The 22,558-nt window shown below is 39.3% G+C and carries 26 protein-coding genes; 3 read left to right on the top strand and 23 right to left on the bottom strand.

The features are described 5' to 3' along the window. Window positions 1-13: 13 nt before the first annotated feature. From nuoL to ACHFIZ_RS10325, 21 genes are all read right to left on the bottom strand, one after another. A complete protein-coding gene (gene nuoL, locus ACHFIZ_RS10425) occupies window positions 14-1,906 on the bottom strand; it encodes an NADH-quinone oxidoreductase subunit L (protein WP_410885742.1) in 1,893 nt (630 codons plus the stop codon). 21 nt (window positions 1,907-1,927) lie between these two features. Beyond that, entirely contained in the window at window positions 1,928-2,257 is a 330-nt protein-coding gene (gene nuoK, locus ACHFIZ_RS10420) for an NADH-quinone oxidoreductase subunit NuoK (RefSeq protein WP_410885526.1), read from the bottom strand. Beyond that, window positions 2,257-2,754: an NADH-quinone oxidoreductase subunit J gene (locus tag ACHFIZ_RS10415; RefSeq protein ID WP_410885524.1), complete on the bottom strand. Its 498-nt coding sequence runs from the start codon at window positions 2,752-2,754 to the stop codon at window positions 2,257-2,259. The genes nuoK and ACHFIZ_RS10415 overlap by 1 nt, the downstream gene beginning before the upstream one ends. Further along, window positions 2,755-3,255: a NuoI/complex I 23 kDa subunit family protein gene (locus ACHFIZ_RS10410; RefSeq protein ID WP_410885522.1), complete on the bottom strand. Its 501-nt coding sequence runs from the start codon at window positions 3,253-3,255 to the stop codon at window positions 2,755-2,757. A gap of 32 nt (window positions 3,256-3,287) precedes the next feature. Then, on the bottom strand, window positions 3,288-4,325 hold the full coding sequence (gene nuoH, locus ACHFIZ_RS10405) for an NADH-quinone oxidoreductase subunit NuoH (RefSeq protein WP_410885520.1): 1,038 nt from the start codon (window positions 4,323-4,325) through the stop codon (window positions 3,288-3,290). Then, a complete protein-coding gene (locus tag ACHFIZ_RS10400; RefSeq protein ID WP_410885518.1) occupies window positions 4,325-5,329 on the bottom strand; it encodes a 2Fe-2S iron-sulfur cluster-binding protein in 1,005 nt (334 codons plus the stop codon). The genes nuoH and ACHFIZ_RS10400 overlap by 1 nt, the downstream gene beginning before the upstream one ends. A 5-nt stretch (window positions 5,330-5,334) precedes the next feature. Next, window positions 5,335-6,702 (bottom strand): NADH-quinone oxidoreductase subunit NuoF, encoded by a 1,368-nt coding sequence (nuoF, locus tag ACHFIZ_RS10395; RefSeq protein ID WP_410885516.1) that lies wholly within the window; start codon window positions 6,700-6,702, stop codon window positions 5,335-5,337. Then, window positions 6,702-7,214, bottom strand: a complete 513-nt coding sequence (nuoE, locus tag ACHFIZ_RS10390; RefSeq protein ID WP_410885514.1) for an NADH-quinone oxidoreductase subunit NuoE — start codon at window positions 7,212-7,214, stop codon at window positions 6,702-6,704. Before nuoE ends, nuoF begins: the two co-directional genes overlap by 1 nt. Continuing rightward, on the bottom strand, window positions 7,207-8,421 hold the full coding sequence (locus tag ACHFIZ_RS10385; RefSeq protein WP_410885512.1) for an NADH-quinone oxidoreductase subunit D: 1,215 nt from the start codon (window positions 8,419-8,421) through the stop codon (window positions 7,207-7,209). Before ACHFIZ_RS10385 ends, nuoE begins: the two co-directional genes overlap by 8 nt. 6 nt (window positions 8,422-8,427) lie before the next feature. Then, window positions 8,428-8,931, bottom strand: coding sequence for an NADH-quinone oxidoreductase subunit C (locus tag ACHFIZ_RS10380; protein WP_410885510.1), 504 nt, complete (start codon window positions 8,929-8,931; stop codon window positions 8,428-8,430). Further along, window positions 8,931-9,473 (bottom strand): NADH-quinone oxidoreductase subunit B, encoded by a 543-nt coding sequence (locus ACHFIZ_RS10375; RefSeq protein WP_410885508.1) that lies wholly within the window; start codon window positions 9,471-9,473, stop codon window positions 8,931-8,933. The genes ACHFIZ_RS10380 and ACHFIZ_RS10375 overlap by 1 nt, the downstream gene beginning before the upstream one ends. 105 nt (window positions 9,474-9,578) lie before the next feature. After that, window positions 9,579-9,950: an NADH-quinone oxidoreductase subunit A gene (locus ACHFIZ_RS10370; RefSeq protein WP_410885506.1), complete on the bottom strand. Its 372-nt coding sequence runs from the start codon at window positions 9,948-9,950 to the stop codon at window positions 9,579-9,581. A 76-nt stretch (window positions 9,951-10,026) separates the two neighbouring features. Then, window positions 10,027-11,754 carry a tetratricopeptide repeat protein gene (locus tag ACHFIZ_RS10365; protein WP_410885504.1) on the bottom strand — a complete coding sequence of 576 codons (1,728 nt, stop codon included), beginning with the start codon at window positions 11,752-11,754 and terminating at the stop codon, window positions 10,027-10,029. A gap of 138 nt (window positions 11,755-11,892) precedes the next feature. Then, window positions 11,893-12,810 (bottom strand): PstS family phosphate ABC transporter substrate-binding protein, encoded by a 918-nt coding sequence (locus ACHFIZ_RS10360; RefSeq protein ID WP_410885502.1) that lies wholly within the window; start codon window positions 12,808-12,810, stop codon window positions 11,893-11,895. Beyond that, window positions 12,810-13,037, bottom strand: coding sequence for a hypothetical protein (locus tag ACHFIZ_RS10355; protein WP_410885500.1), 228 nt, complete (start codon window positions 13,035-13,037; stop codon window positions 12,810-12,812). Before ACHFIZ_RS10355 ends, ACHFIZ_RS10360 begins: the two co-directional genes overlap by 1 nt. Window positions 13,038-13,039: 2 nt before the next feature. Beyond that, a complete protein-coding gene (locus ACHFIZ_RS10350; protein ID WP_410885498.1) occupies window positions 13,040-13,861 on the bottom strand; it encodes an energy transducer TonB in 822 nt (273 codons plus the stop codon). Window positions 13,862-13,885: 24 nt separating this feature from the next. Continuing rightward, window positions 13,886-14,419, bottom strand: a complete 534-nt coding sequence (locus ACHFIZ_RS10345) for an ExbD/TolR family protein (RefSeq protein ID WP_410885496.1) — start codon at window positions 14,417-14,419, stop codon at window positions 13,886-13,888. Between the two features lie 24 nt (window positions 14,420-14,443). After that, a complete protein-coding gene (locus ACHFIZ_RS10340) occupies window positions 14,444-15,049 on the bottom strand; it encodes an ExbD/TolR family protein (RefSeq protein WP_410885494.1) in 606 nt (201 codons plus the stop codon). Window positions 15,050-15,134: 85 nt separating this feature from the next. Continuing rightward, window positions 15,135-15,965 (bottom strand): MotA/TolQ/ExbB proton channel family protein, encoded by an 831-nt coding sequence (locus ACHFIZ_RS10335; protein ID WP_410885492.1) that lies wholly within the window; start codon window positions 15,963-15,965, stop codon window positions 15,135-15,137. Window positions 15,966-16,303: 338 nt separating this feature from the next. Then, window positions 16,304-16,660 carry a translation initiation factor gene (locus tag ACHFIZ_RS10330; protein WP_410885490.1) on the bottom strand — a complete coding sequence of 119 codons (357 nt, stop codon included), beginning with the start codon at window positions 16,658-16,660 and terminating at the stop codon, window positions 16,304-16,306. Between the two features lie 11 nt (window positions 16,661-16,671). After that, the gene (locus ACHFIZ_RS10325) at window positions 16,672-17,553 is read right to left on the bottom strand and encodes a diacylglycerol/lipid kinase family protein (RefSeq protein WP_410885488.1); all 882 of its coding nucleotides are present in this window, start codon (window positions 17,551-17,553) and stop codon (window positions 16,672-16,674) included. A gap of 230 nt (window positions 17,554-17,783) precedes the next feature. On the opposite strand from ACHFIZ_RS10325, the gene metK reads away from it, so the two are divergent. The 3 genes from metK to ACHFIZ_RS10310 all read left to right on the top strand — a co-directional run bounded on the left by metK (window position 17,784) and on the right by ACHFIZ_RS10310 (window position 20,151). Beyond that, entirely contained in the window at window positions 17,784-19,034 is a 1,251-nt protein-coding gene (gene metK / locus ACHFIZ_RS10320) for a methionine adenosyltransferase (RefSeq protein ID WP_410885486.1), read from the top strand. A gap of 48 nt (window positions 19,035-19,082) precedes the next feature. Then, on the top strand, window positions 19,083-19,430 hold the full coding sequence (locus tag ACHFIZ_RS10315; RefSeq protein WP_410885484.1) for a hypothetical protein: 348 nt from the start codon (window positions 19,083-19,085) through the stop codon (window positions 19,428-19,430). A gap of 97 nt (window positions 19,431-19,527) precedes the next feature. Continuing rightward, a complete protein-coding gene (locus ACHFIZ_RS10310; protein ID WP_410885482.1) occupies window positions 19,528-20,151 on the top strand; it encodes a phosphatase PAP2-related protein in 624 nt (207 codons plus the stop codon). On the opposite strand, the gene ACHFIZ_RS10305 is transcribed toward ACHFIZ_RS10310, so the two are convergent. Together ACHFIZ_RS10305 and ACHFIZ_RS10300 are read right to left on the bottom strand one after the other, a co-directional pair. Then, window positions 20,144-20,875: a superoxide dismutase gene (locus tag ACHFIZ_RS10305; RefSeq protein WP_410885480.1), complete on the bottom strand. Its 732-nt coding sequence runs from the start codon at window positions 20,873-20,875 to the stop codon at window positions 20,144-20,146. The two genes, ACHFIZ_RS10310 and ACHFIZ_RS10305, sit on opposite strands and share 8 nt — an antisense overlap. An 841-nt stretch (window positions 20,876-21,716) precedes the next feature. Next, entirely contained in the window at window positions 21,717-22,547 is an 831-nt protein-coding gene (locus tag ACHFIZ_RS10300) for a sulfurtransferase (RefSeq protein WP_410885478.1), read from the bottom strand. Window positions 22,548-22,558 lie beyond the last annotated feature (11 nt).

The following is a 22,558-nucleotide window of genomic DNA, read 5'->3' as shown; positions in this document are numbered from 1 at the left end:
CTTGGACGATCTTTTATAATGATAAATAAGTATACAATAACAATGAGATGATTCCTACCACCATCATGAAAATATAGAACCCAACATTTCCCGATTGTAGTAAACGAAGGCCCTTACTAGCCTCAGAAGTTCCCCGACCAAAGCCATTCACGATTCCGTCGATAATCTTAACATCTACTATTTTATAAAAAAAAGTAGATAGGGCATCTAAAGGCTTACGGATTATCGCGTCATAGATCTCATCAAGATAAAACTTATGATAGGAGATACTTGCTAAAACCGATCTCCTTGCTTCATCAGGCACAGGAACATGATTCTGCTTTACATATCTAGAGTAGGCAATTCCAATAGAAATTAGCACTCCAGCTATTGTAATTCCCATTAACATAAATTCAATAGCGTGATCTCCAGCCTCTGGATGGTGCATAATTACAGGAGATAGCCATTGGGACAACCAGTGATGACCTCCTAAAACTTCTGGAATGCCAATGAATCCACCTACAGCAGACAGTATCGCTAAAACAATCAATGGAATGGTCATAGACTTAGGTGACTCATGGATTTTTTCTTCAGCATGATGTGTTCCTCTGTAAGTTCCGAAGAAGGTTAAGAACAACATTCTAAACATATAGAAGGTAGTCAGAAAGGCCGTAAATACCGCAATTACCCACATTATTTTATCGTGTTCGTATACCTGAGCCAAAATCTCATCTTTAGAGAAAAAACCAGAAAAAGGCGGTAAACCTGCAATCGCCAGTGTACCTATCAACATCGTGATAAATGTAACGGGCAACTTCTTGCGCAGGCCACCCATATGGCGCATATCCTGCTCATGATGCAAAGCATGAATAACCGAACCAGCGCCCAAAAATAAGAGTGCTTTAAAAAATGCATGAGTAATAACATGAAAGAAACCGCCGTCGTAAGCCCCAACCCCTAATCCCAGAAACATATAACCCAGCTGAGAAACAGTAGAGTAGGCTAACACCTTTTTGATATCTGTTTGAGTAAGCGCTATTAAAGCACCAATAAGTGCCGTCGCTAAACCAACTACCGCTATGATATGCTGCACTACTGGCGCGAGGTCAAATAACACATTAGAACGGGCGATCATGTAGATACCTGCTGTCACCATAGTAGCGGCGTGAATCAGTGCAGAAACCGGAGTCGGCCCAGCCATTGCATCTGGCAACCAAGTAAACAATGGTAATTGTGCAGATTTACCACAGGCACCTATAAATAGGAATAATGCAATCAAGGTAATTGATCCATCGCCAGGAAGCATATTCGCTGCCTGAGGAAAAATCTTCGAGAACTCTACGCTACCAAAAGTAGAAAACATCAAAAATACTGCTAAAAGAAATCCTAAGTCCCCAATTCTGTTAATTACAAAAGCCTTTTTTGCTGCAGACGCATAACTAGTGTTGGTATACCAAAAGCCGATCAACAGATAAGAGCATAACCCTACCCCTTCCCAACCAATAAACATCACAATATAGTTCGAACCTAAAACTAGTAATAACATGAAGAAAATAAAGAGATTCAGGTAACTGAAGAATTTACCAAAACCTGCGTCATCATACATGTATCCAATAGAATAAATATGAATCAAAAATCCGATACCAGTAATAATCAACAGCATTATCGAACTTAGAGGATCTATCAGAAACGAAAGCGGTATTTTTAAACTACCAGCTGAAATCCAATCGAAAAGAAAAATCTCATGAGATTTCTCGACACTTGAGCCCAAAGCAAAGAAAATCCCTATGCTTATTAACAAGGAAATTAAAATTACGCCGCTTCCTACAACACCGATCAACCTCTTGGAAAAGGTATTTCTTCCCAATCCATTGATTATAAAACCAAGTAGAGGAATCAACGGAACCAGCCAAACTAAATCTATTATCATCTTATAACTTATACTTTATTACCACTTAAGGCGATTCAAAACATTGATATCTGTTGATTGTGTATTCCTATAAACCATTACAATTATACTCAACCCTACTGCAACCTCGGCAGCTGCCAAAGCCATGATGAAAAATACAAAAACTTGTCCGGATGGATCGTTGCTATGTACCGAGAATGCGGTAAGCAACAAGTTTACGGCATTCAACATCAATTCAACCGACATAAAAATCACTATCGCATTCCTACGGGTTAAAACCCCTACAACACCGATCGTGAAAATGATGGTACTCAACCATATATAATGGTTGAGCGGTACGCCCTGCAATTCCTGTGTAATGTTCTGCACTATACTTTTTCTTTTTTAGTTAACAATACCGCTCCAACCATCGCAGTAAGCAATAAGATAGAAGACAGCTCAAATGGTAGCATGAAAGGACCAAATAGCTCTTTACCAAGATTCTTTAGTAAGCCTAGATTAGTGTTCTTAAGAATAACAGGATCAGAGATTGACGTAGCCTTCAAAGATCCAATAAGGGTTACTACGAGGCAACACCCTGCAATAACACCAACGATCTTGACCATATTTGATTTAAGAGGCTCATTGTCCTTATTTAGGTTTAGCAACATCAGTACAAATAAGAAAAGCACCATAATTGCCCCCATGTATACAATGAAGTTTACTACTGCTAAAAACTGTGCATTCAATAGGATATAATGAACAGTAAAAGTGAAAAATGTAACAATTAAATAAAGTACGCTATGCACTGGGTTTTTTGCAAAAATAACCAGCAGTGAAAAGATCACACTTAAAGTAGCTACAAAATAAAATACTGAAATGCCCATTTATTTGTTAGTTAGTGGTTGTTCAACCAATTTGTCTTTACCATAGATAAAGTCCTTGCGCAGATAATCAGAGGGAACAATTGGTCCGTCAAGATAGATCGCTTCCTTAGGACATGCTTCCTCGCACAGCCCGCAGAAAATACATCGGAGCATATTGATCTCGTAGACAGCAGCATATTTTTCTTCCCTATATAAATCCTTTTCCTCAGGCTTGCGCTCCGCGGCAATCATAGTTATAGCCTCTGCAGGACATGATAACGCACATAGACCGCAGGCGGTGCAACGCTCCTTGCCGTGCTCATCTCTTTTTAAAGAATGTAATCCTCTAAAGTTAATAGAGAATTCTCTTTGAACTTCAGGATACCGAATCGTAGCCTCTTTCTTAAACAAGTGGCTTATTGTTACAGAAAGACCTTTGGCAATTGCAGGCAGATATATGCGCTCCGCAAACGTTAATGGCTTTTGCTCTAGTATCTTTTTCTTACTGGTTAATGGTTCCATTAAACCTCCTTATTATACCGCAATGCGGATGATTAAAATTTCTCAATTATGGCAATCACAATACCTGTGATAATTATATTAGCTATGGCCAGTGGTATTAGTCCTTTCCAACCCAAATGCATCAACTGATCATATCTGAAACGAGGTATAGTCCATCTCACCCACATAAAGAAGAATATAAATGCAAATATTTTAGTAAAGAAAACTGCAGTTCCAATCAGCGGACCAACTACTGGACCTGTATGCATCAATACCCAATCCATACCCGGATAGTTATAGCCACCAAAGTATAACGTGGCCATGACTGCAGAGGAAACAAACATATTGATATACTCCGCAAACAAATAAAAACCTAATTTCATTGAAGAGTACTCAGTATGATAACCACCTATCAGCTCGGTTTCACATTCAGGTAAATCAAAAGGAGCCCGGTTAGTTTCAGCGAACGCACAGATGATGAATATCAAAAAGCCCAATGGCTGATAAAATATATTCCAGTGCCAGCCATGTTGTTGGTCAACAATTTCCTTCAAACTCATAGTATTGGTCACAAGCAACAAAGCAATGATAGAAAGACCCATTGCAATCTCATAGCTAATATTTTGAGAAGCAGCACGAATCGCACTCAATAAAGAATATTTATTATTTGAAGCCCATCCCCCTATCATAACACCATAAACACCCAATGATACAACACCAAAAATATACAAAATACCAACGTTTATATCGGTAACCTGTAATGGAACTATTCTGTCATTAACAACGATCGGGCTTCCCCAGGGAATTACCGCGGTTCCAATACATGCGGTAAGCATCGCAAGACCCGGACCAACCATAAATAACCACTTACTAGCGTTTGTTGGAATAATTTCCTCTTTCATGAACATTTTAAGTCCATCAGCGAGTGGTTGTAAAATTCCAAACGGCCCTGCTCTATCTGGACCTAACCTATCTTGTAAAAAAGCAGCTACTTTGCGCTCAGCATAGGTTGAGTACATCGCAATCACCAAGGTGATTACAAAAATGATGGTGACCAGTATAAATTTTTCTATAACAAAAGCTATATCCATTAGAATTTGGCTGTTTTTTCTAGTTCTACTTTATTCGCCTGTTGTAGTTGAGGGTTATTTTGAATAACAGGAAGCGGTTTCAATGTTTCGTAATGATTTGATGCTATAACTGAAGCGTCACTGATGTGTGTTGGATGTTCGATAACCCAGTCTGAAGTTTTCTTTTTATCGAAACGACAAGTGTTACAAATGAACTCTTCAACCTCTCCGTAAATGTCCTTTCTTGCAGTCACCCGCAAAACGTCATCTCCTTTGTACCACAGCGTTACCTTACCAGAACAAGTCGGACAATCTCTGTGTGCATCAATAGGTTTTGTAAACCAGACTCTATTTCTAAACCTAAAAGTCTTATCAGTTAATGCACCAACCGGACAAACATCTATTACGTTTCCAGAAAAGTCGTTATCTACCGCAGCTTGTATGTAAGTAGAGATTTCCGAATGATCGCCACGGTTTAAAATACCATGCACACGTTTATTAGTGATCTGATCGGCTGTAAAGACGCAGCGATAACACAATATGCACCTATTCATATGCAATTGGATTTTATCACCAATATCTATACGGTCAAAAGTACGACGCTCAAATTCATAGCGTGTTTTCTGCAAGCCGTGCTCGTAGCCCAGATTTTGGAGGTCGCACTCTCCTGCCTGGTCACATACCGGGCAATCAAGTGGATGGTTAATTAAAAGCATCTCTACCACACCACTTCTTGCTTCAATAACTTCCGGTGAGGTTATATTCTGAACTTCCATACCATCCATTACCGTGGTACGGCAAGAGGCAACAAGCTTCGGCATAGGTCTTGGATCTTTTTCAGAACCCTTGCTTACCTTAACAATACAGGTACGACATTTCCCCCCACTACCCTCAAGTTTACTGTAGTAGCACATAGCAGGCGGTACAATATCCCCACCTATCTGCCTTGCGGCATTTAATATGCTTGTACCGGGAGCTACTTCTACTGTTATCCCGTCTATGGTTACCTTAACTTTATCACTCATGACTGTTAATTTCCTGTCGTAACTTCTGCTTTAGCAATCGGTTCGGCATAATTTGCCAAACCATAATTTGTTTTCAACGCTTTTGCTGGTTCATTTACGTGCCATTCAAACTCATCTCTAAAGTGTTTTATAGCACTTGCAACCGGCCAGGCAGCAGCATCGCCCAATGGGCAAATTGTGTTACCTTCAATATTTTTAGCAACGTTAACCAAAAGATCGATGTCGCTCATTTTACCAAGACCATATTCCAATCTATGTAAAACTTTCTCCATCCAACCAGTACCTTCCCTGCAAGGAGAACATTGTCCACAGCTTTCATGGTGATAAAAGCGAGAAAAGTTCCAAGTGTTTCGAACGATACACTGATCTTCGTCAAAAGCAATGAAACCACCAGACCCAAGCATCGTTCCCGTAGCGAAACCGCCTTCAGACAATGACTCATAACTCATTAAACGCGGTTCCCCGTTGGCAAGCTTTAACGTTAGATTTGCTGGTAGAACAGGTACAGAGGAACCGCCAGCAACAGTTGCCTTAAGTCTTTTCCCATTTGCAATACCACCGCACCATTCATCAGAGTAGATAAATTCTTCGACCGGTAGGCCCAATTCAATCTCGTAGACACCTGGCCTTACTAAATTGCCCGATGCCGATATCAACTTTGTTCCCGTACTTCTACCAATTCCAATTTTCGCATATTCTTCTCCACCATCATTGATAATTGGAACAACAGCGGCAATAGACTCAACATTGTTTACTACAGTTGGACACCCGTACAATCCTGCTATTGCGGGAAAAGGTGGTTTAATACGAGGGTTACCCCTTTTGCCTTCTAGAGATTCCAACAACGCGGTTTCTTCACCACAAATATATGCACCACCACCGGGTTGAACATACAACTCTAAATCGTAGCCTGTGCCTAAAATATTTTTACCTAGAAATCCTGCATTTTTTGCTTCAGCGATTGCCTTTTCAAGAATGCGAATCTGAGGCATCATTTCACCTCTAACATAGATGTAAGATGTATTTGCTCCAAGCGCGAAGCTAGATACAATCATTCCTTCAATTAAAGCATGAGGAATATGCGTCATTAAATACCGATCTTTAAAAGTACCAGGCTCTGATTCGTCCGCATTGCATACCATATATCGAGCTACACCTTCTGGCTTAGCCAAAAAGCTCCACTTCATTCCGGTAGGAAAACCTGCACCACCTCTCCCTCTCAAGCCAGACTTTTTTACCTCTTCTACAACCTCATCTGGTGTTAGGGTTTTTAAGGCTTTCTCTACTGCACGGTAACCTCCATTTTGGCGATAAACATCCAAAGTGTTGATTCCTGGCACATTAATATGTTCTAATAACAGCTTTCGTCCCATTATTTATTACGTAAATCGTTAATCAAATCGTCTACCTTTTGTTCAGTCAAGTTTTCGTAAAAAGTGTATTCCGGACCAATTTGCAATACAGGAGCATAGCCGCAGGCGGCCAGGCATTCAACGCCCCTCCAACTAAATAAGCCATCGGCAGTTACTTCACCCTCTTTCACACCAAGTTTATTCTCAAGGTGATCCATGATTTTCTCAGCGCCAACCAAACAACAAGGTCCGGTTCTGCATACTTCCATGACAAACTTTCCTTGCGGCTTTAAAAAGTACATACTGTAAAAAGATGCAACTTCATAAACTTCAATATCCTGGATATTTAGATAAGCAGCAACTTTATCCATCGCTTCAGAACTTAGCCAACCTAATTCTGCCTGAGTTTCATGCAAAATTGGCAATAATGCAGACTTATGCTTTCCCTCGGGATATCTCTTAACAATCTCTCCAAACTTTTCAATCAAAGCCGGCGAGAACTGTACAGGTTGTTGTTCTTCTACTTTAAGCATCTAATTCTCCTGCGATAACATTCATGCTACTCATGTTGATAATTGCATCTGATAAAAGCATACCCTTACTCATAGGAGCAAACATTTGATAATTTATAAAACTAGGTCTTCTAAAATGAAGGCGGTACGGTGTTCTACCTCCGTCATTGATTAAATAAAATCCAAGCTCACCGTTACCACCCTCTACAGAATGATAAACCTCAGCTTTGGGAGCATCAATCTCACCCATAACTATTTTGAAGTGATAAATCAAAGCTTCCATATTGTTGTAGACTTCTTCTTTTGCCGGCAAATAAAATTCTGGCACATCTGCGTGAAAAATACCTGCTGGCTCTAGTTTGATCTTCTCTAAAGCCTGATCGATAAGCCTTAAGCTTTGCCACATCTCTTCATTCCTAACTAGGTAACGGTCGTAAATATCACCACTTGTTCCTACAGGAACTTCAAAATCGAAGTCTTCATAAGAAGAATATGGGTCACTTATGCGCACATCATAATCGACACCGGCAGATCGGAGTAAAGGCCCAGTCCATCCATAGTCTAAGGCCTGCTCTGCAGATACTTCAGCAACTTTAGCAGTACGATCGATGAAAATACGGTTGCGATCTAATAAGCTTTCAAATTCTCTAAGGGCAATAGGAAACTCTTTCAGAAACTTATTGATCTTGGTAAAGGCAATATCATTAAAATCTCTCTCAAAGCCACCAATACGACCAATGTTTGTGGTAAGCCTTGCACCGCATATCTCTTCATAAATTTCATAAATATGCTCTCTAAATTGGAAGAGATACAAAAAAGTTGTTGTTGCTCCTGTATCTTGAGCGATAATGGTATTGCAAATGATGTGATCTGAAATACGGGCCAATTCCATAATGATCACGCGAAGGTAATCAACACGTTTAGGCATTTTGATATTTAACAGCTTCTCAACAGTCATGTGCCAGCCCATATTGTTGATGGGTGACGAACAATAGTTTAGACGATCTGTCAATGGAGTGATCTGATAGAATGGTCTGTGTTCAGCGATTTTTTCAAACGCACGATGAATATAACCAATAGTGGAGACACCACTTACGATGCGCTCTCCATCTAGCTGCAATACATTTTGGAAAACTCCGTGCGTTGCAGGGTGAGTTGGCCCTAGATTAAGAGTCACCAATTCGTTCTGCGGATCATTATCTGTATATACTGGCTGACTGTGATTCATATGTTCTTATCTACCAAAGTATTCATCTTTTTTATCTACTCTATTCGGATCTTCAAGTGGATATTGCTTCAACATCGGGTGGACGCCAAGCTCATCCATGTTCAAGATCCTTCTTAGATCGGGGTGACCTTCAAACTTAACCCCAAATAGGTCATAAGTTTCGCGTTCCATCCAGTTAGCAGCGTTCCATAATCCTGTCAGCGTAGGTATTGTAGGGTTGTGCTCATCTATAAAAACCTTAACCCTAATACGGACCTTTTTTACCATGCTGTGCAGATGATAAACTACTGCAATACCATGCTTTTTTTCAGGATAGTGAACTGCGGTGATATCGGTCAAAAAATTGAAATCAGCGACCGTATTGGTCTTTAAAAACTCCAGAACACTAATGATGATATCCTTCTGAGTCTCAAAAGTCAACAGACCATAAGGCTCATTAACTCCAATTATTTTTTCGCCAAATCTTTCAGTCAACGACTGGATTAGTTCATGATTGATACTTTCAGCCATTATTCTATACCGTATGAAGCCAACATTTCTTTGTACTGATCAGAATTCCTTCTTCTGCCAGACTCATTTCGCACCAGCTCCTGAATTTTCCCGAAGCCATCCAGTATAGCTTCTGGTCTTGGCGGACAACCCGGAACATATACATCAACTGGGATAATTTCATCAATACCCTGCAATACAGAGTAAGTATCAAATATACCTCCACTTGAAGCACATGCCCCTACAGCCATGACCCAACGGGGCTCAGCCATCTGGAGATATACTTGTTTCAATACTGGGCTCATTTTTTTGGCAATAGTTCCCATCACCATCAAAAGATCTGCCTGACGCGGCGAGAAGCTCAGTCGCTCTGATCCGAATCGACCAAAGTCATAATGAGAACCCATGGTTGCCATGAATTCTATCCCACAACAAGAGGTCGCAAAAGGCAAAGGCCATAAAGAGTGTGAGCGTGCCAACCCAATAACCTTGTCCATTGAGGTTGCGAAAAAACCAGATCCTTCAATACCCGGAGGCGCGTCTACTATGTTGATATTACTCATGATATAAAACAAAAAAGGCTCATCCTGTACAGAATGAACCACAAATTTACAATTTTTAAAGGCAAATGAATTAGGCTTCAATCATTTAGAAACGATCTAAATAAATTAATCCCAGTCGAGTGCCTTTTTCTTAATGACGTATATAAAGCCTAATAGTAGCGTTCCCATGAAGATAAACATCTCAACCATTCCATTCATTCCAAGGTCCCTAAAATTGACCGCCCAAGGATACATAAAGATCACTTCAACGTCAAACAATACAAACAGAATAGCGACTAGGAAGTATTTTATTGAAAAGGGTTGACGCGCATTACCCACCACCTTAATTCCCGCCTCGAATGTTGATAATTTATCTGCAGTTTTACGTTTAGGCCCTAAAAAATGAGTAGCTATCAGAGTAACTACGACGAATCCCAACGCAACAACTATCTGAAAAATAATTGGCAAGAAATCGACCGCTCCGCTTTGAGTTTCCATATGATTATATATACGACAAAAATAAAAGAAAAAGGCAGGATAACAACCCTGCCTCTTCTTTTATTATATAAATCCTCTATTTTTTCTTAACAGGAGCTTTTGCCTTAGGCGCTGGAGCTGTTAAAGACTTAATCCCTTCCAATGCCGTAGAGTTGGTCGGCTCAATTGCTAAAGTCTTATCCCAATATAATTTAGCTTTTTCTTTATCGTCCTTGTAAGAAGCGAATCCAGCAATATTGTTGTAAGCCTCTATCATCATTTTCGGAGAGGGAGCTGGATCGAATTTCTTCTGAACTCTTGCCTCCGCAGAATCCAAAAATTGCTGATAATAAGGTAGTTTGGCACCTGTCTGATCCGTGCCATCATCTAAAAAATTATTTACACGAGCTCTCCATAAGTAAGTCTCTATTGTTCCTGGCGACGACCTTGATAATCTTGCAAAGGCAGAATCTGCTTTCACAAGAATGGTCTTTGAAGGATTAGTTTTGGCACTATAACCTTCTCCATAATAGAAATACCCCGCCCTACCCTCGTTGAAAAGATTATATCCAGAACCTTTGCCTTTTGGATTTAAACGATTGACTATTTCATAGGTTGAGGCAGCTTTACGATAATTTTTAGCATCATAAAACGACTGAGCAACATCAGCTAACGCTTCCACTTTTGTAGAGTCCATCGTTACCGCTTTCATGATATTTTTTAACGCCAAACTATCATTCTTTGCTTGCATCTGAGCCTTACCTAAGTACAGGTAATCATCCGAGATAATTCTTGAAGTATCTTTCACTGAGGCAAAAAATTCATTCATATACTGTAAGCTTTGCGGATAATTTTTATTTTCATAGGCAGAGTATCCTCTCAACCTTGCAATAATTAATTTACTGCTACCCTCCATATTCATAGCCGCTAACTCACTAGTTTCTTTTTCTAAAGTTTGGAAGTCTTTAGCATAAAATAAGAATTGAGCATAACGTAGTCTTGATTCAGAAGACTTATCAGTAAGCTCCAAATATTTCTTGTAATTCGCTACCGCATCTGCAGCCTTCGCGGCAAAATTTTGTGGCTCTTGGTTCGCCCATTGCATATAAAGCTCAGCTAGCTCTCTGTAAGCAGGACCATAATTCACGTCTGTTGCAATTACATTTTTTAACTCTGTCTCAGCCTCCACAAAAGATCTTGATTCTTTATACATTCTACCAATCTGTACAGTTGCACGTTGTAAAGTCTGATTGATACTCAATGCGCGCATATAGTTTTGAAGTGCATCTGAGTTTTTGCTTTGCAATGCGAAGTAATCACCTAAAGCAAGAAAGATTTCCGGGTCTTTATCTTTAGTTTCCAATTCATCTGCTTTTTGAAGATTCGGCAACGCAGCAGCGAAATCAGGTTTATCTAAGGCAAGGTAAGATTTTCCAATATACAAGTATGGGGTATAATCCTTTTTAGAAGCTACTTCAATCGCTTTATCGAAATTGGTTTTAGCCGAGGCCGCATTATTCGAAATGAGATCGACATGGCCTAGACCCACATAGTTTAATGGATACTTAGCATCAGCAGTTACTCCTTGAGTAAACGCAGCCCGAGCTGAATCTAAATATTCTCTCTGTAAATACACGTTTCCAAGGCTATAAAAATTCTCCGGCTTGGCGGCCGATTTTACCAATGCTTTAAGCATCGATGTGGCTTTCTGATACTGTTCTGCATCTATAGCCTTTTTTGCATCATCTAAACTTTGAGCAAAAGTGGCAGAACCCATCACTACTAAACCTAAACTTAAGGCTATTGCTTTCTTTGTCATTTTCATTGGTTCTCTTTTTTAATTTTAATTAAGTAACGAAGTCGGCGTCGACTTCATGGTTCTATATTCTCTCAAGTTAATCTAAATTGATAAAATCAATATCATCTCAGTGTAACTGTTTTCTTAGTTCTCCAAATATATAATTTAGTTTGGATTCTTCAAGTTAAATTCTCGAGGCATCATTTTATGTGGTCCCAACCCCGACTTTAATACAATAAGCTGTCCACGCTGGCTCATTACCCAGTTCGCAAAACCCGTGCCCAATCCATCTTTTGCCTCGCAATTGATAATGTAAACATTCCTCAAGAAAGGGTAAACACCATTAATGAGATTGGTTTGGATAGGCTTATAAAATTGGTCGTCTCCTCGTTTACCTTTAATATTTTTTACCCCCATCATCTTTACCCTGTCAATATATTCACTCATCCCTCCATTGTTAGCCAACAACCAATTTACGCCAACTACGCCTATGTAGTTTTTATGATCAACTACATATTTGATCACATCATTGTTGTTTGTTAAGGTGTACACCCCAGTGGATGGTAACTCTTTTATGTCAGCTAAGGTCATAAAATAACGCAATGTACTCGACCCCGCATTGTCAAACACCAATGCGCTACCACTTGTAGATTTTCCATTCAAGATGTCAATAACCTGCGAAACGGTTATGTTAGAATCGACATTATCGTTGCTGGTAATCAAAGCAATTCCATCGATGGCAAATCTTGAAGTCTTGGGAGCAATGCCTCGTCTTCTAAAAACTGTATCCTCTTTATGGGTAAGCATTCTCGACAGCACAACCAGTCGGACGCTGTCGTTTATAAAGGCAGGTATGATGCTGGCCTCGTTTCCAAGAGTCACTTTGAAGGTCGCATTTTTATAATCACTTTTAAAAATAGCGATCTGGTCCGCGATTACTGACGAAAAAGATTCATCAACAAATATTCTAACGTCACCCGAGGTCCTTCTTTCTATAGAAGGATCGAGGGTTCCTGATTTCTTATCTGGATTTCTACACGACGCAAACGTTAAAAGCGCAATAATTAAAGTTAGGTACTTCATTATTCTTGTTCCTTTTGCTTAAGTATGCGACTAAACCTGATTGCTGCATATACAATCAGCAGTACGCCAAGTAAAATGCGATAGGTACGCTCAATGTCGACTGGAAAGTCTTTCCAAACTATCAATCCAACGCCAAGTACCATGTAAAAGGCAAACATGACAAGCCCTAAAATAAACAGAAATCGCTGTTGAGGCGATTTCTGTTGAAATGATCTTAAGTTAAACATTACTATTGTGATAGTGTAAAACTAATTGGAATGTTATATTTAACACGCACTTTTTTACCATTTTGAATACCAGGTATCCATTTCGGACTCGCTTTAAGAACCCTCACAGCTTCTTCGTCAGTACCTCCACCAAGTTTTCTATCCACTTTAATATCGGTCAATGAACCATCTTTCTCAACAACGAACGAAAGGAATACTTTACCCTGGATATTATTCTCCTGTGCCATTGGCGGGTATTTCACTGTATTCTTAAGGTAAGAATAGAACTTCGCCATACCTCCAGGGAACATTGGTTGTGATTCAAGACTCACGAAATCGTAAACTCTTGTATCTTCGACCACTGCGGCCTGTTTCGGACCATCACCTGCTGCTGTAGCAATAACAATATCCGCATCAGGATCACCTTCCATTGTTTTCTGACCAGGATCAGCTTTCTTCAAATCCTCAATTGTAGGTGGATCTTGTTCTTGCACCAAATTATCGGGCTTAACAATTGGAGGAGGAAATTTAATCTGATCTTGTTTCGGTGGCGGTGGCTCTACTGGTGGCGGTGGCGGAGTCTCCGGGTTAACAGGTGGTGGAGTCGCAATTGCAACCTCGACCTGTTTTTCAACAATTTCCTCAGGCTCAGATCCTTTGAATAAGGATACGATCTTTGGGGATAGAAACAACAGTATAAATACTGTAGAAGCTATCAGCAATGATTTCGCTGTATTTGAAGAACTTTGCTGACGGAGTACATAGGCTCCATAAGTTTTATTCTTGTCTGCAAATACAACATCAAGCCATTCCTTTTTTAATAAATCTATTTTAGAACCAAACATAGCTTAATTTTTATTATTTATAATTTACAATATTCCGGCCGCTCTCATGGCATCCTTTTCACTATCCAGAATATATACATCGTCGATTGCAGGAGCAGTCTTGATGCCGGTGATGTTTAATTCGTCCATAATGTCAACAAAGTTCTTGTAATTCGAAACATCTGTAGGCTTAATGATCACAATAAGCTGTCTTCTTCTGGTCTTCATCAAGTTATCCTTATTCTTAAGAATTGACTGTCTGATATCACCAAATCCTTCGATATTTGGCTGGGATTTACCCGCTTCTCCCATGTACCAGGCAACTTTATTATTTTTACCTAATAAAATAGTCATTGTTTCCGAAGCACGCAATTCAAGTCTTACCTCATTTTCTTCTTGATCCGGCTTTGCGATGTCCATCGCGATTGGTTTAGACAGGGAGGTAGTTAGCATAAAGAAAGTAATTAACAAGAACGCTAAATCTACCATGGCAGTCAAATCTACCTTAGTACTTGCTTTCTTGGTTCTTACTTTCCCGCCTTTTTTGCCCCCCCCGCTGGAGGTATCTAATTCTGCCATAGTATTTTTTTATCTGGCACCGCCTTACTCGGTGGATGTAATTAAACTGAATTTATTAATTTTTTGCTTTTGAAGAATTGCTATTATCTTTTTAACAACAGAATACTCCTCTTGACCATCTCCCCTTAAAGTTACCCTCATTTGAGTCTGATGCAGTTCAGCAACAGAGTTACGAGACTGTAGCAGCCATTCAGATAACTGATTGTTAACCGAATCTGTTGGTATTCCGATGCTGGCATCAAGATACTTTGAACGCTCATCTCCAGACATATCGATGAATCCTGGAAGGTTAGCCATTGGAACGCCAAAGGCACCAATTACTCCAAATCTTTCTCTTTGTTCAGGTGTAAACTTAATGTTGTAGCGCTCGCCCATTTTATCAAGGGTAGCCATCTTCACATCTTTTCCTACTACTTCGTAGAACACCTTACCTTTTCCAATGGATAAGATAGCAATGTCCACATCCGGAACTTTAAACTTATAAGTCGAAGTCGGTATAGTTACCTCCAAAGGATCAGGCTGACGCGCTGTTGCTGTTAATATAAAGAACGTAAGTAATAAGAAAGACACGTCGCACATGGCGGTCATATCTATCGCAGTACTCTTTCTTTGGACCTTTGCTCTTGGCATAATTTTTAAAAATTACTTATATTTTTACTAATGATGTTAATTCTTCCGGTTTTCCATAAAGCCGGTAAAAAAAATTCATTATTTCTTATTTATGCGTACTTGCATAAGTTTGAATGATGCTAAAACCAGCTTCATCAATTGCATAAGTTAATTTATCAATTTTTGAAGTAAGAATGTTATACATGATAATCGCGAAAGTCGAAGTCGAGATACCTGTTGCAGTATTGATTAGGGCCTCAGAGATACCAGTTGCTAATGCAGCCTGATCTGGAGCTCCAGAGTTCGCTAATCCACCAAACGCCTTGATCATACCTGTTACCGTACCCAATAGACCTGTTAATGTACCTACAGATACTAATGTTGCAATTACAGTCAAGTTCTGCTCTAACATTGGCATCTCAAGAGTCGTGGCCTCCTCAATATCCTTTTGGATCGCTAAACACTTTTGATCTGTATCCATGTTGTTTTCAGTCTCCATCTCACGGTATTTTTTCAAACCAGATTTGATAACATTCGCTACTGAACCTTTTTGTTTGTCGCACTCAGCAACTGCTGCTTCAATGTTGTTAGCATTTAAGAATGCCTGAACTTTTTTAACGAAACCATCTAAACTTCCTGTTCCTGTTGCTTTACTAATAACAATAAAACGCTCTACAGAGAAAACGAATACCATCAATAACATACCCATCAAAATTGGCACGATAAAGCCACCTTTGTAAGCCATACCTGCGTAGTTTCCTACTTTAGGTAAATTCTCTGCATTATCATCAATAAAATTAGTTGGTTGTCCAAGTATGAACTTGTAGATACAAATTCCAATGATGATACAAATTGGAATAGTTAACGTTGCAAATAAATTTGAAGCCGAAGAAGAGCTTTCTTTTTTCACTGTTGTCGGTTTTGGTGCGTTTGCCATTTTTTTTTTAGTTTTTAGTTTTTAGTACTTTGTTTTTTAAATTTAGATTTATTATTCCGTATACACACAACGACTATCAAAAACAATTGTTGCAATAACAAATTTATAACTTTGATTTTAATTCCAAATTAAATAATCGTTATGTATCCAATCCGTTTCTTTCGACGTTTTCCCCTGTTCGTAATACTTTATAATTAAAAAAAGATTGCCTCTTTGCTGAGACAATCTTTCACAATTAAAACTAAAAAAAAACTAAAATGCAAATTTTACGTTAAAAAAAATGCATTCCTCACCATTTTAGCAACTATAAGGAACAGCTATCCCAAATATTCTTTGCGCTATCCACCCGCCTTCTTCACCTTAAAGCCCTCCTTTAGAAGCATATCTACAATCTTGTCCCGAAAATCTCCTTGAATCAATATTTCTCCATCTTTTGCTGAACCTCCCACGCCACATTTCGTTTTCAGTTGCTTGCCAAGTTTTTCTACTGCTTCTTCATTCATCCTAAAACCCGTAATTAAAGTTACTGCTTTGCCTCCTCTATTTTTTTTATCAAGCATCACGCGTAGATCTTGCTGGTTATTTGCTACAAATGAATTATCCTGTTCGTTATAATCTGACGGAATAACAAATGACGGGTCTGTCGAATACATTATTCCCCCAAGGTCACTCAAAGTTTTCTTTTTCGGTTTCATATTATGTTATACTATCGGGGAATTATTACGCTTAAAGATAGGGGTACTATGGAAACTTTTATATCTCTACCCATAAACAATGGTTCACCATCTATATGTATTGCTCCTTCTTCAGAGCGCCTGATAGTTACATCGCGACCTTTAATGATCTCTACAAACTTCGACCGGTCTGTTGTCGCAGTTAGCATCTCGTAGGCTAAAACAGGGAGCTTCATCATCGAAAACTCCTTTACAATACATATATCCAAAAAACCGTCTATTACAGAGGCTGTCGGCGAAATGTGGGCATTGTTCCCATATTGCGAAGAATTAGCGATGCTAATTAAAAAAGCTTTAAAAGTGTAGTCTTTGCCGTCTATCACCAGATCGTAGGTTTGTGCTTTATAACTCAACACTTCTTTAAGTCCAAGCTTTAGATAACCGGTCAGACCTCTTGATTTATCTTCCGCGAAAACAGCGCTTATATGTGCGTCGAACCCTATTCCCGCCATATTAAAAAAACCTTTCCCATTAAATGATCCGGTATCGATATTAACAATATTGAGTTCGTTAATCACTTGGACCGCCTCAGCGGGTTTGAGAGGAATATTTAAAAAGCGTGCCAGACCATTGCCCGATCCAAATGGAATTATCCCCAAAACTTTGTTAAACTCCTTTGCTTTGGAAGCCACCTCATTAATTGTTCCGTCTCCGCCAACAGCTACTATAAGGTCAAAATTATTATTAGCAGCCTCTTCAGCAAGCTCCCCTGCGTGTCCCGCATATTCTGTAAAACTGTAGCTGGGGATGAATTTCAAAGGATCTAATAACTTGCCTATCAGCGAAGGAAGCTTTATTTTGTTTTTTCCTCCTGAAATCGGGTTTATGATAAATAAGATATTGGATCTGGACACAAGCTGCAGGTTAATAGCCCCGCAAAATAATCGATATTTTTTGACTATTTTAAATATATGTAGTAATTTAGCCGAGTCAAGTGGACTGATTTGCGATGCTATTTTTATAGATAGCGGGATTGCAACCACGTAAAAAAAAGTGCTAACATTACATACACTTCAATTTACTGCCTGTTTTCAGGATCAGTTACATTTGTATAATTGTTTAATCCAAAAATAAATTATATACAATGTCATATCTTTTTACATCCGAATCAGTTTCTGAAGGTCACCCTGATAAAATTGCAGATCAAATCTCAGATGCACTTATTGATAACTTTCTAGCATTTGACGCAGAGTCAAAGGTTGCCTGCGAAACGCTGGTTACAACAGGACAAGTGATCCTGGCCGGAGAGGTAAAATCTAAAACTTACCTAGACGTTCAGCAAATCACCCGTGATGTCATCAGAAAGATAGGCTACACGAAAAGTGAATATATGTTTGAAGCCAACTCATGCGGAATCCTTTCTGCCATTCATGAACAGTCACAAGATATCAATCAAGGAGTAGATAGAACAAGCAAGGAAGAACAAGGAGCAGGTGACCAGGGAATGATGTTCGGTTATGCAACTAATGAAACCGAAGACTTCATGCCGCTGGCATTGGATCTTTCTCATAAATTATTACAAGAGCTGGCAGCACTGAGGCGTGAAAACACTGCTATCACTTACCTGCGTCCTGACGCAAAATCTCAAGTGACACTAGAATACAATGACAACAATAAACCGGTTAGGATCGATGCGATTGTAATCTCTACTCAACATGACGACTTTGATGAAGAGGCAACAATGCTGGCGAAGATTAAAAAAGATCTTGTTGATATTCTTATCCCAAGAATTATTTCAAAAAATCCTCAATATGCGCACTTGTTCAATGACCAAATTGAATACCACATCAATCCAACAGGAAAATTCGTCATTGGCGGACCACACGGTGATACGGGCCTAACTGGACGTAAAATCATTGTAGATACTTATGGTGGTAAAGGTGCACACGGTGGTGGCGCATTCTCAGGTAAAGATCCAAGCAAGGTGGACAGAAGTGCGGCATATGCAACTCGTCACATCGCTAAAAACCTGGTTGCAGCAGGTGTTGCAGAAGAAATTCTGGTACAAGTAAGCTATGCTATCGGGGTTGCAAAACCAATGGGAATCTATATCAATACCTACGGTACTGGTAAAGTGCAAAAAACAGATGGTGAGATCGCCAAGATTGTGGAGGAACTATTTGATATGCGCCCTTATTTCATCGAACAACGTTTGAAACTAAGGAATCCAATATATAGCGAAACCGCAGCATATGGTCACATGGGTCGTAAGCCGGAAACTGTAACCAAAACTTTCCGAACGCCATATGGAGAAGAAAAAGTAGTTACCGTTGAGCTCTTTACCTGGGAAAAACTTGACTTTGTAGACAAAGTAAAAGAAGCATTCGGCTTGTAGTCTAAAACCATTCCTCTTAGAAACTGTTATCAAGGAAAACAAATTTTTATGGAACGTCCGGTAGAAATGAACACGCTGAGTCAAATTTTAGAAAAATTGAGGCTTAAAGGGTTAGATAATGAAATTAAGATGACCGACCATGGTAGGATGCAAGGAGCCGGACTGAATAAAATATATAAGCCCGAAGACCTTACAATTATCAAAACATACCGTTTTGAAGGGGATTCAGATCCAGCAGACAATTCAGTGCTTTATATTCTGGAAGATAAGGATCATCAGATAGGCTATATTCTAGACGCTTACGGCATGTACAGTTCACAGGAAAGTCCTGGATTTGACGATTTCCTAAAAAAGATACCAACTGCAGATCGTGATCTGCAAGAGCTGTTAACATAACCCATAATAAAATATTAAAGCCCCGTTTGAAAAACGGGGCTTTTTATTGTAACTAGAATTTATTTACTTTTGCTTACCAAACAAGCAAATCTGATTCATGCGTGCTAAACAATACTCCTGGGAACTCGCCTGGAGCTATCCTACATTTAGGACTAAATTTATATTGGGAACAGTAATCCTTATTGGTATCTTACTATTTATCCCAACTTTCTTTACAAATATTGAAGATAGGGAAGGGATTGTTCTTCATGACTGGCTTTTAAAGTATATCCCATCTATAGATGTTTCCCTTCTTATTTTCTTGGTTTTATACGCGACTGTGATTATGTTTCTCGTAAGGATGTCAATGAACACAGAAATATGTTTAAAAACGTTATGGTCCTTCATATTTCTTTGCCTGTTTAGAATGGTAACCATCAAAATGGTTGCCCTAAATCCTCCCCATGGATTAATAGAGCTAGTGGATCCATGCTCAATTGTCTTTTACCGGTCGAATGTGATCACAAAAGACCTTTTTTTCTCCGGCCATACCGCGATATTAATTTTAGGTGGCATATGCATGAGCAGACCAAAAGATAAAATTATTGCATTTAGCGCTGCATTTATAATAGGAATATTATTACTGTTACAACATGTTCACTATACAGTAGACGTATTAGCAGCACCTTTTTTCAGTATGATCTGCTGCTTCCTAGGTAAATCTGTAGCAAAGATTAGCTAAATCTTTTCGCCACCTCGTCCCAGTTTACCAGATTCCACCATGCGGCAATGTAGTCCGCGCGTTTATTCTGATATTTTAAGTAGTAAGCATGTTCCCATACATCAAGTCCTAGCAATGGTTTGCCTTTAGTAGCAACGTCATCCATTAGTGGATTATCTTGATTAGGAGTACCTCCGATCTTTAGAACACCATTGTCTGATATCAGCCAAGCCCATCCCGATCCAAATTGCCCCGTCGCAGCTTTTGAAAACTGCTCTTTAAAAGAATCGAATGATCCAAATGATTTATCGATAGCTGCTTTAAGCTTACCCTTCGGAATAGCAGAAGACATGGGTTGCATTGAAGCCCAAAAGAAATTATGATTCCAGGCACCTCCGGCATTGTTTCTCACCTTAGGAGACAACTTAGAAGCATTTGCAAAGAACTCCTTTTCAGTTTTGTAAGTCAAATTTTCAGTTTTTATTGCCTCGTTTACATTTTTGATATAGGCGGCATGATGCTTTGTATAATGGATTTCCATCGTCATTGAATCAATCGATGGCTCTAATGCAGCATATTTGTAAGGAAGCGAATTCTGTTTAAAAGCAAAACCTTCAAGATTACTTGCTTCTGTCACAGGAGCAGCAAGAACATTAAGCGGAGATCCTGCGATCCCACCAATCGTAACTACCCCAGCAGCAGCAAAACCTAAACTGATAAACTTTCTTCTCTTTAATGGTTCCATAACTTCTTATTTTTTTGAAAAACAAATGGTGCTATCCATTGTTTTTGACATCCTAAAAATGATACTGTGTTGATTATTTTCTGCAACACTCCCCACCGTTTTTGATAGTGGATTTTTAATGCCTAGTTGTTCAACATCTGCAAAATAGCGCTTAGAAAACATACGATTTATCGTTAAATTCACATATCGGTCTGACTGAACACTTAAATTCTTATGTGCGCAGTTAGCATTTTAAGTGTACACTTAACGATTTATGTGCACACTTACCAGTTTAAGTGTGCAGTTAACCCATTTTAGGTGTAAAACCTTCTTTTTTTTAACATCAGTATTGTAGGTTCGTTTCAGCAATCAACCAATGCTGCTTCTAATTATGCTACTAAATACTTCTACATTTCCCTATTTCAGGACTACAAAGAAGAGCCTAGATGGTTCATTACTAGTTGCCTCTGCTATGTCTCGGCTTCGTGTCTGCTTCGTATCTGCTTCGTGTCTGCTTCGGCTCGGCCCGAAGGAAACAGCCATAAAACACATAGCAAAGCGGTATCCGAAAAGTTTCAGTACAAACCACATATCAACCAGAACGTTTCATCAAAAGACAAAGTTGGAAAGGTCTAAAATTAAAATAGCGGAATGCCGGATCAAGTACGTCGACTACATGAGTTGTGGTTTGGTTGTAGTCGCCATAAATAGGTCCATAAGCATCATTCTTCGTTTGTTGGAATTCGAAGGGTAAATCATCTGCAATTTCCGATGGTACAAGGTCAATATCCTCGATAACCTATAATGATTTGGAATTACCTGTAACAGTAATCAAAATCACTGGTCCTGGTGCTTCTTATGGTTACTCTCCTAAAATCATTGGCTTGTCTCTTCGGCTCCATTCACTCCAACTTCCAACATAAAGCTTAGGAATTTCAAGCCCTGCATAATCCATTGCTAATAAAGTATGACAAGCAGTTACTCCAGAGCCGCAATGAACAATAGTAGCTTCTGAACTAACATTACCAAGGATCGTCGCGTATTTCTCTTTGAGCACTTCAGCTGGCAGAAATAACCCTTCAGCATCTAAGTTTTCGGTAAAAGGAACATTAATAGCCCCTGGAATATGTCCTGCAATCAAATCGATTGGTTCTGTTAACCCTGCAAAACGGTCAGCATCCCTTACGTCGATTACAACATTTTTAAGATCTCCAGCCACAGCTTGCACTTCATCAATGTTTGCGGTAGGTAATTGCCAATTGCTATTTCTTAGATATTTCGAAGGTTTTGCCGGTTCCGTTGCTGCAGATACTGGAAAACCAGCAGCAACCGCAGCCTGGTATCCTCCGTTTATCACCTGAACATTTTCATGCCCTATCGATCGCAGCATCCACCAGAACCTGGCAGCAGCATTTGCGCCATTTTTATCGTCATAAAGAATCAGGTGACTTTCGTTCGCAACACCAAAGGATTCTAAGACTTTCAAAAAGTCTTCCAGTACCGGAAGAGGATGCCTCCCGCCGTTCTTATAATCATGGATATTCGCTAAATCAGTATTAAGATCTATGTAGAAAGCGCCTTCCAAGTGTTCTTTATCATACCTGGGCTTTGAGCCTGCACTTACCTCAAACAGTATAAATTTTGATTTGTCTAAAGCGGCTAACTCATTAGCACCCAATATCGGCTTAATCATTTTTAAGGCTT

This window comes from Pedobacter sp. JCM 36344 (assembly GCF_046546555.1).
Lineage (GTDB): Bacteria > Bacteroidota > Bacteroidia > Sphingobacteriales > Sphingobacteriaceae > Pedobacter.
The sequence above is the reverse complement of the archived record's forward strand: the minus strand, read 5'-3'. Positions and strand labels throughout refer to the sequence as shown.

Coding starts and splice junctions, on each gene's coding strand:
- ACHFIZ_RS10415 (WP_410885524.1), bottom strand. CDS start 2,754: ATGGGCATTTCAGTATTTTATTTTGTAGCTACTTTAAGTGTGATCTTT.
- ACHFIZ_RS10410 (WP_410885522.1), bottom strand. CDS start 3,255: ATGGAACCATTAACCAGTAAGAAAAAGATACTAGAGCAAAAGCCATTA.
- nuoH (WP_410885520.1), bottom strand. CDS start 4,325: ATGGATATAGCTTTTGTTATAGAAAAATTTATACTGGTCACCATCATT.
- ACHFIZ_RS10400 (WP_410885518.1), bottom strand. CDS start 5,329: ATGAGTGATAAAGTTAAGGTAACCATAGACGGGATAACAGTAGAAGTA.
- nuoF (WP_410885516.1), bottom strand. CDS start 6,702: ATGGGACGAAAGCTGTTATTAGAACATATTAATGTGCCAGGAATCAAC.
- nuoE (WP_410885514.1), bottom strand. CDS start 7,214: ATGCTTAAAGTAGAAGAACAACAACCTGTACAGTTCTCGCCGGCTTTG.
- ACHFIZ_RS10385 (WP_410885512.1), bottom strand. CDS start 8,421: ATGAATCACAGTCAGCCAGTATATACAGATAATGATCCGCAGAACGAA.
- ACHFIZ_RS10380 (WP_410885510.1), bottom strand. CDS start 8,931: ATGGCTGAAAGTATCAATCATGAACTAATCCAGTCGTTGACTGAAAGA.
- ACHFIZ_RS10375 (WP_410885508.1), bottom strand. CDS start 9,473: ATGAGTAATATCAACATAGTAGACGCGCCTCCGGGTATTGAAGGATCT.
- ACHFIZ_RS10370 (WP_410885506.1), bottom strand. CDS start 9,950: ATGGAAACTCAAAGCGGAGCGGTCGATTTCTTGCCAATTATTTTTCAG.
- ACHFIZ_RS10365 (WP_410885504.1), bottom strand. CDS start 11,754: ATGAAAATGACAAAGAAAGCAATAGCCTTAAGTTTAGGTTTAGTAGTG.
- ACHFIZ_RS10360 (WP_410885502.1), bottom strand. CDS start 12,810: ATGAAGTACCTAACTTTAATTATTGCGCTTTTAACGTTTGCGTCGTGT.
- ACHFIZ_RS10355 (WP_410885500.1), bottom strand. CDS start 13,037: ATGTTTAACTTAAGATCATTTCAACAGAAATCGCCTCAACAGCGATTT.
- ACHFIZ_RS10350 (WP_410885498.1), bottom strand. CDS start 13,861: ATGTTTGGTTCTAAAATAGATTTATTAAAAAAGGAATGGCTTGATGTT.
- ACHFIZ_RS10345 (WP_410885496.1), bottom strand. CDS start 14,419: ATGGCAGAATTAGATACCTCCAGCGGGGGGGGCAAAAAAGGCGGGAAA.
- ACHFIZ_RS10340 (WP_410885494.1), bottom strand. CDS start 15,049: ATGCCAAGAGCAAAGGTCCAAAGAAAGAGTACTGCGATAGATATGACC.
- ACHFIZ_RS10335 (WP_410885492.1), bottom strand. CDS start 15,965: ATGGCAAACGCACCAAAACCGACAACAGTGAAAAAAGAAAGCTCTTCT.
- ACHFIZ_RS10330 (WP_410885490.1), bottom strand. CDS start 16,660: ATGAAACCGAAAAAGAAAACTTTGAGTGACCTTGGGGGAATAATGTAT.
- metK (WP_410885486.1), top strand. CDS start 17,784: ATGTCATATCTTTTTACATCCGAATCAGTTTCTGAAGGTCACCCTGAT.
- ACHFIZ_RS10315 (WP_410885484.1), top strand. CDS start 19,083: ATGGAACGTCCGGTAGAAATGAACACGCTGAGTCAAATTTTAGAAAAA.
- ACHFIZ_RS10310 (WP_410885482.1), top strand. CDS start 19,528: ATGCGTGCTAAACAATACTCCTGGGAACTCGCCTGGAGCTATCCTACA.
- ACHFIZ_RS10305 (WP_410885480.1), bottom strand. CDS start 20,875: ATGGAACCATTAAAGAGAAGAAAGTTTATCAGTTTAGGTTTTGCTGCT.
- ACHFIZ_RS10300 (WP_410885478.1), bottom strand. CDS start 22,547: ATGATTAAGCCGATATTGGGTGCTAATGAGTTAGCCGCTTTAGACAAA.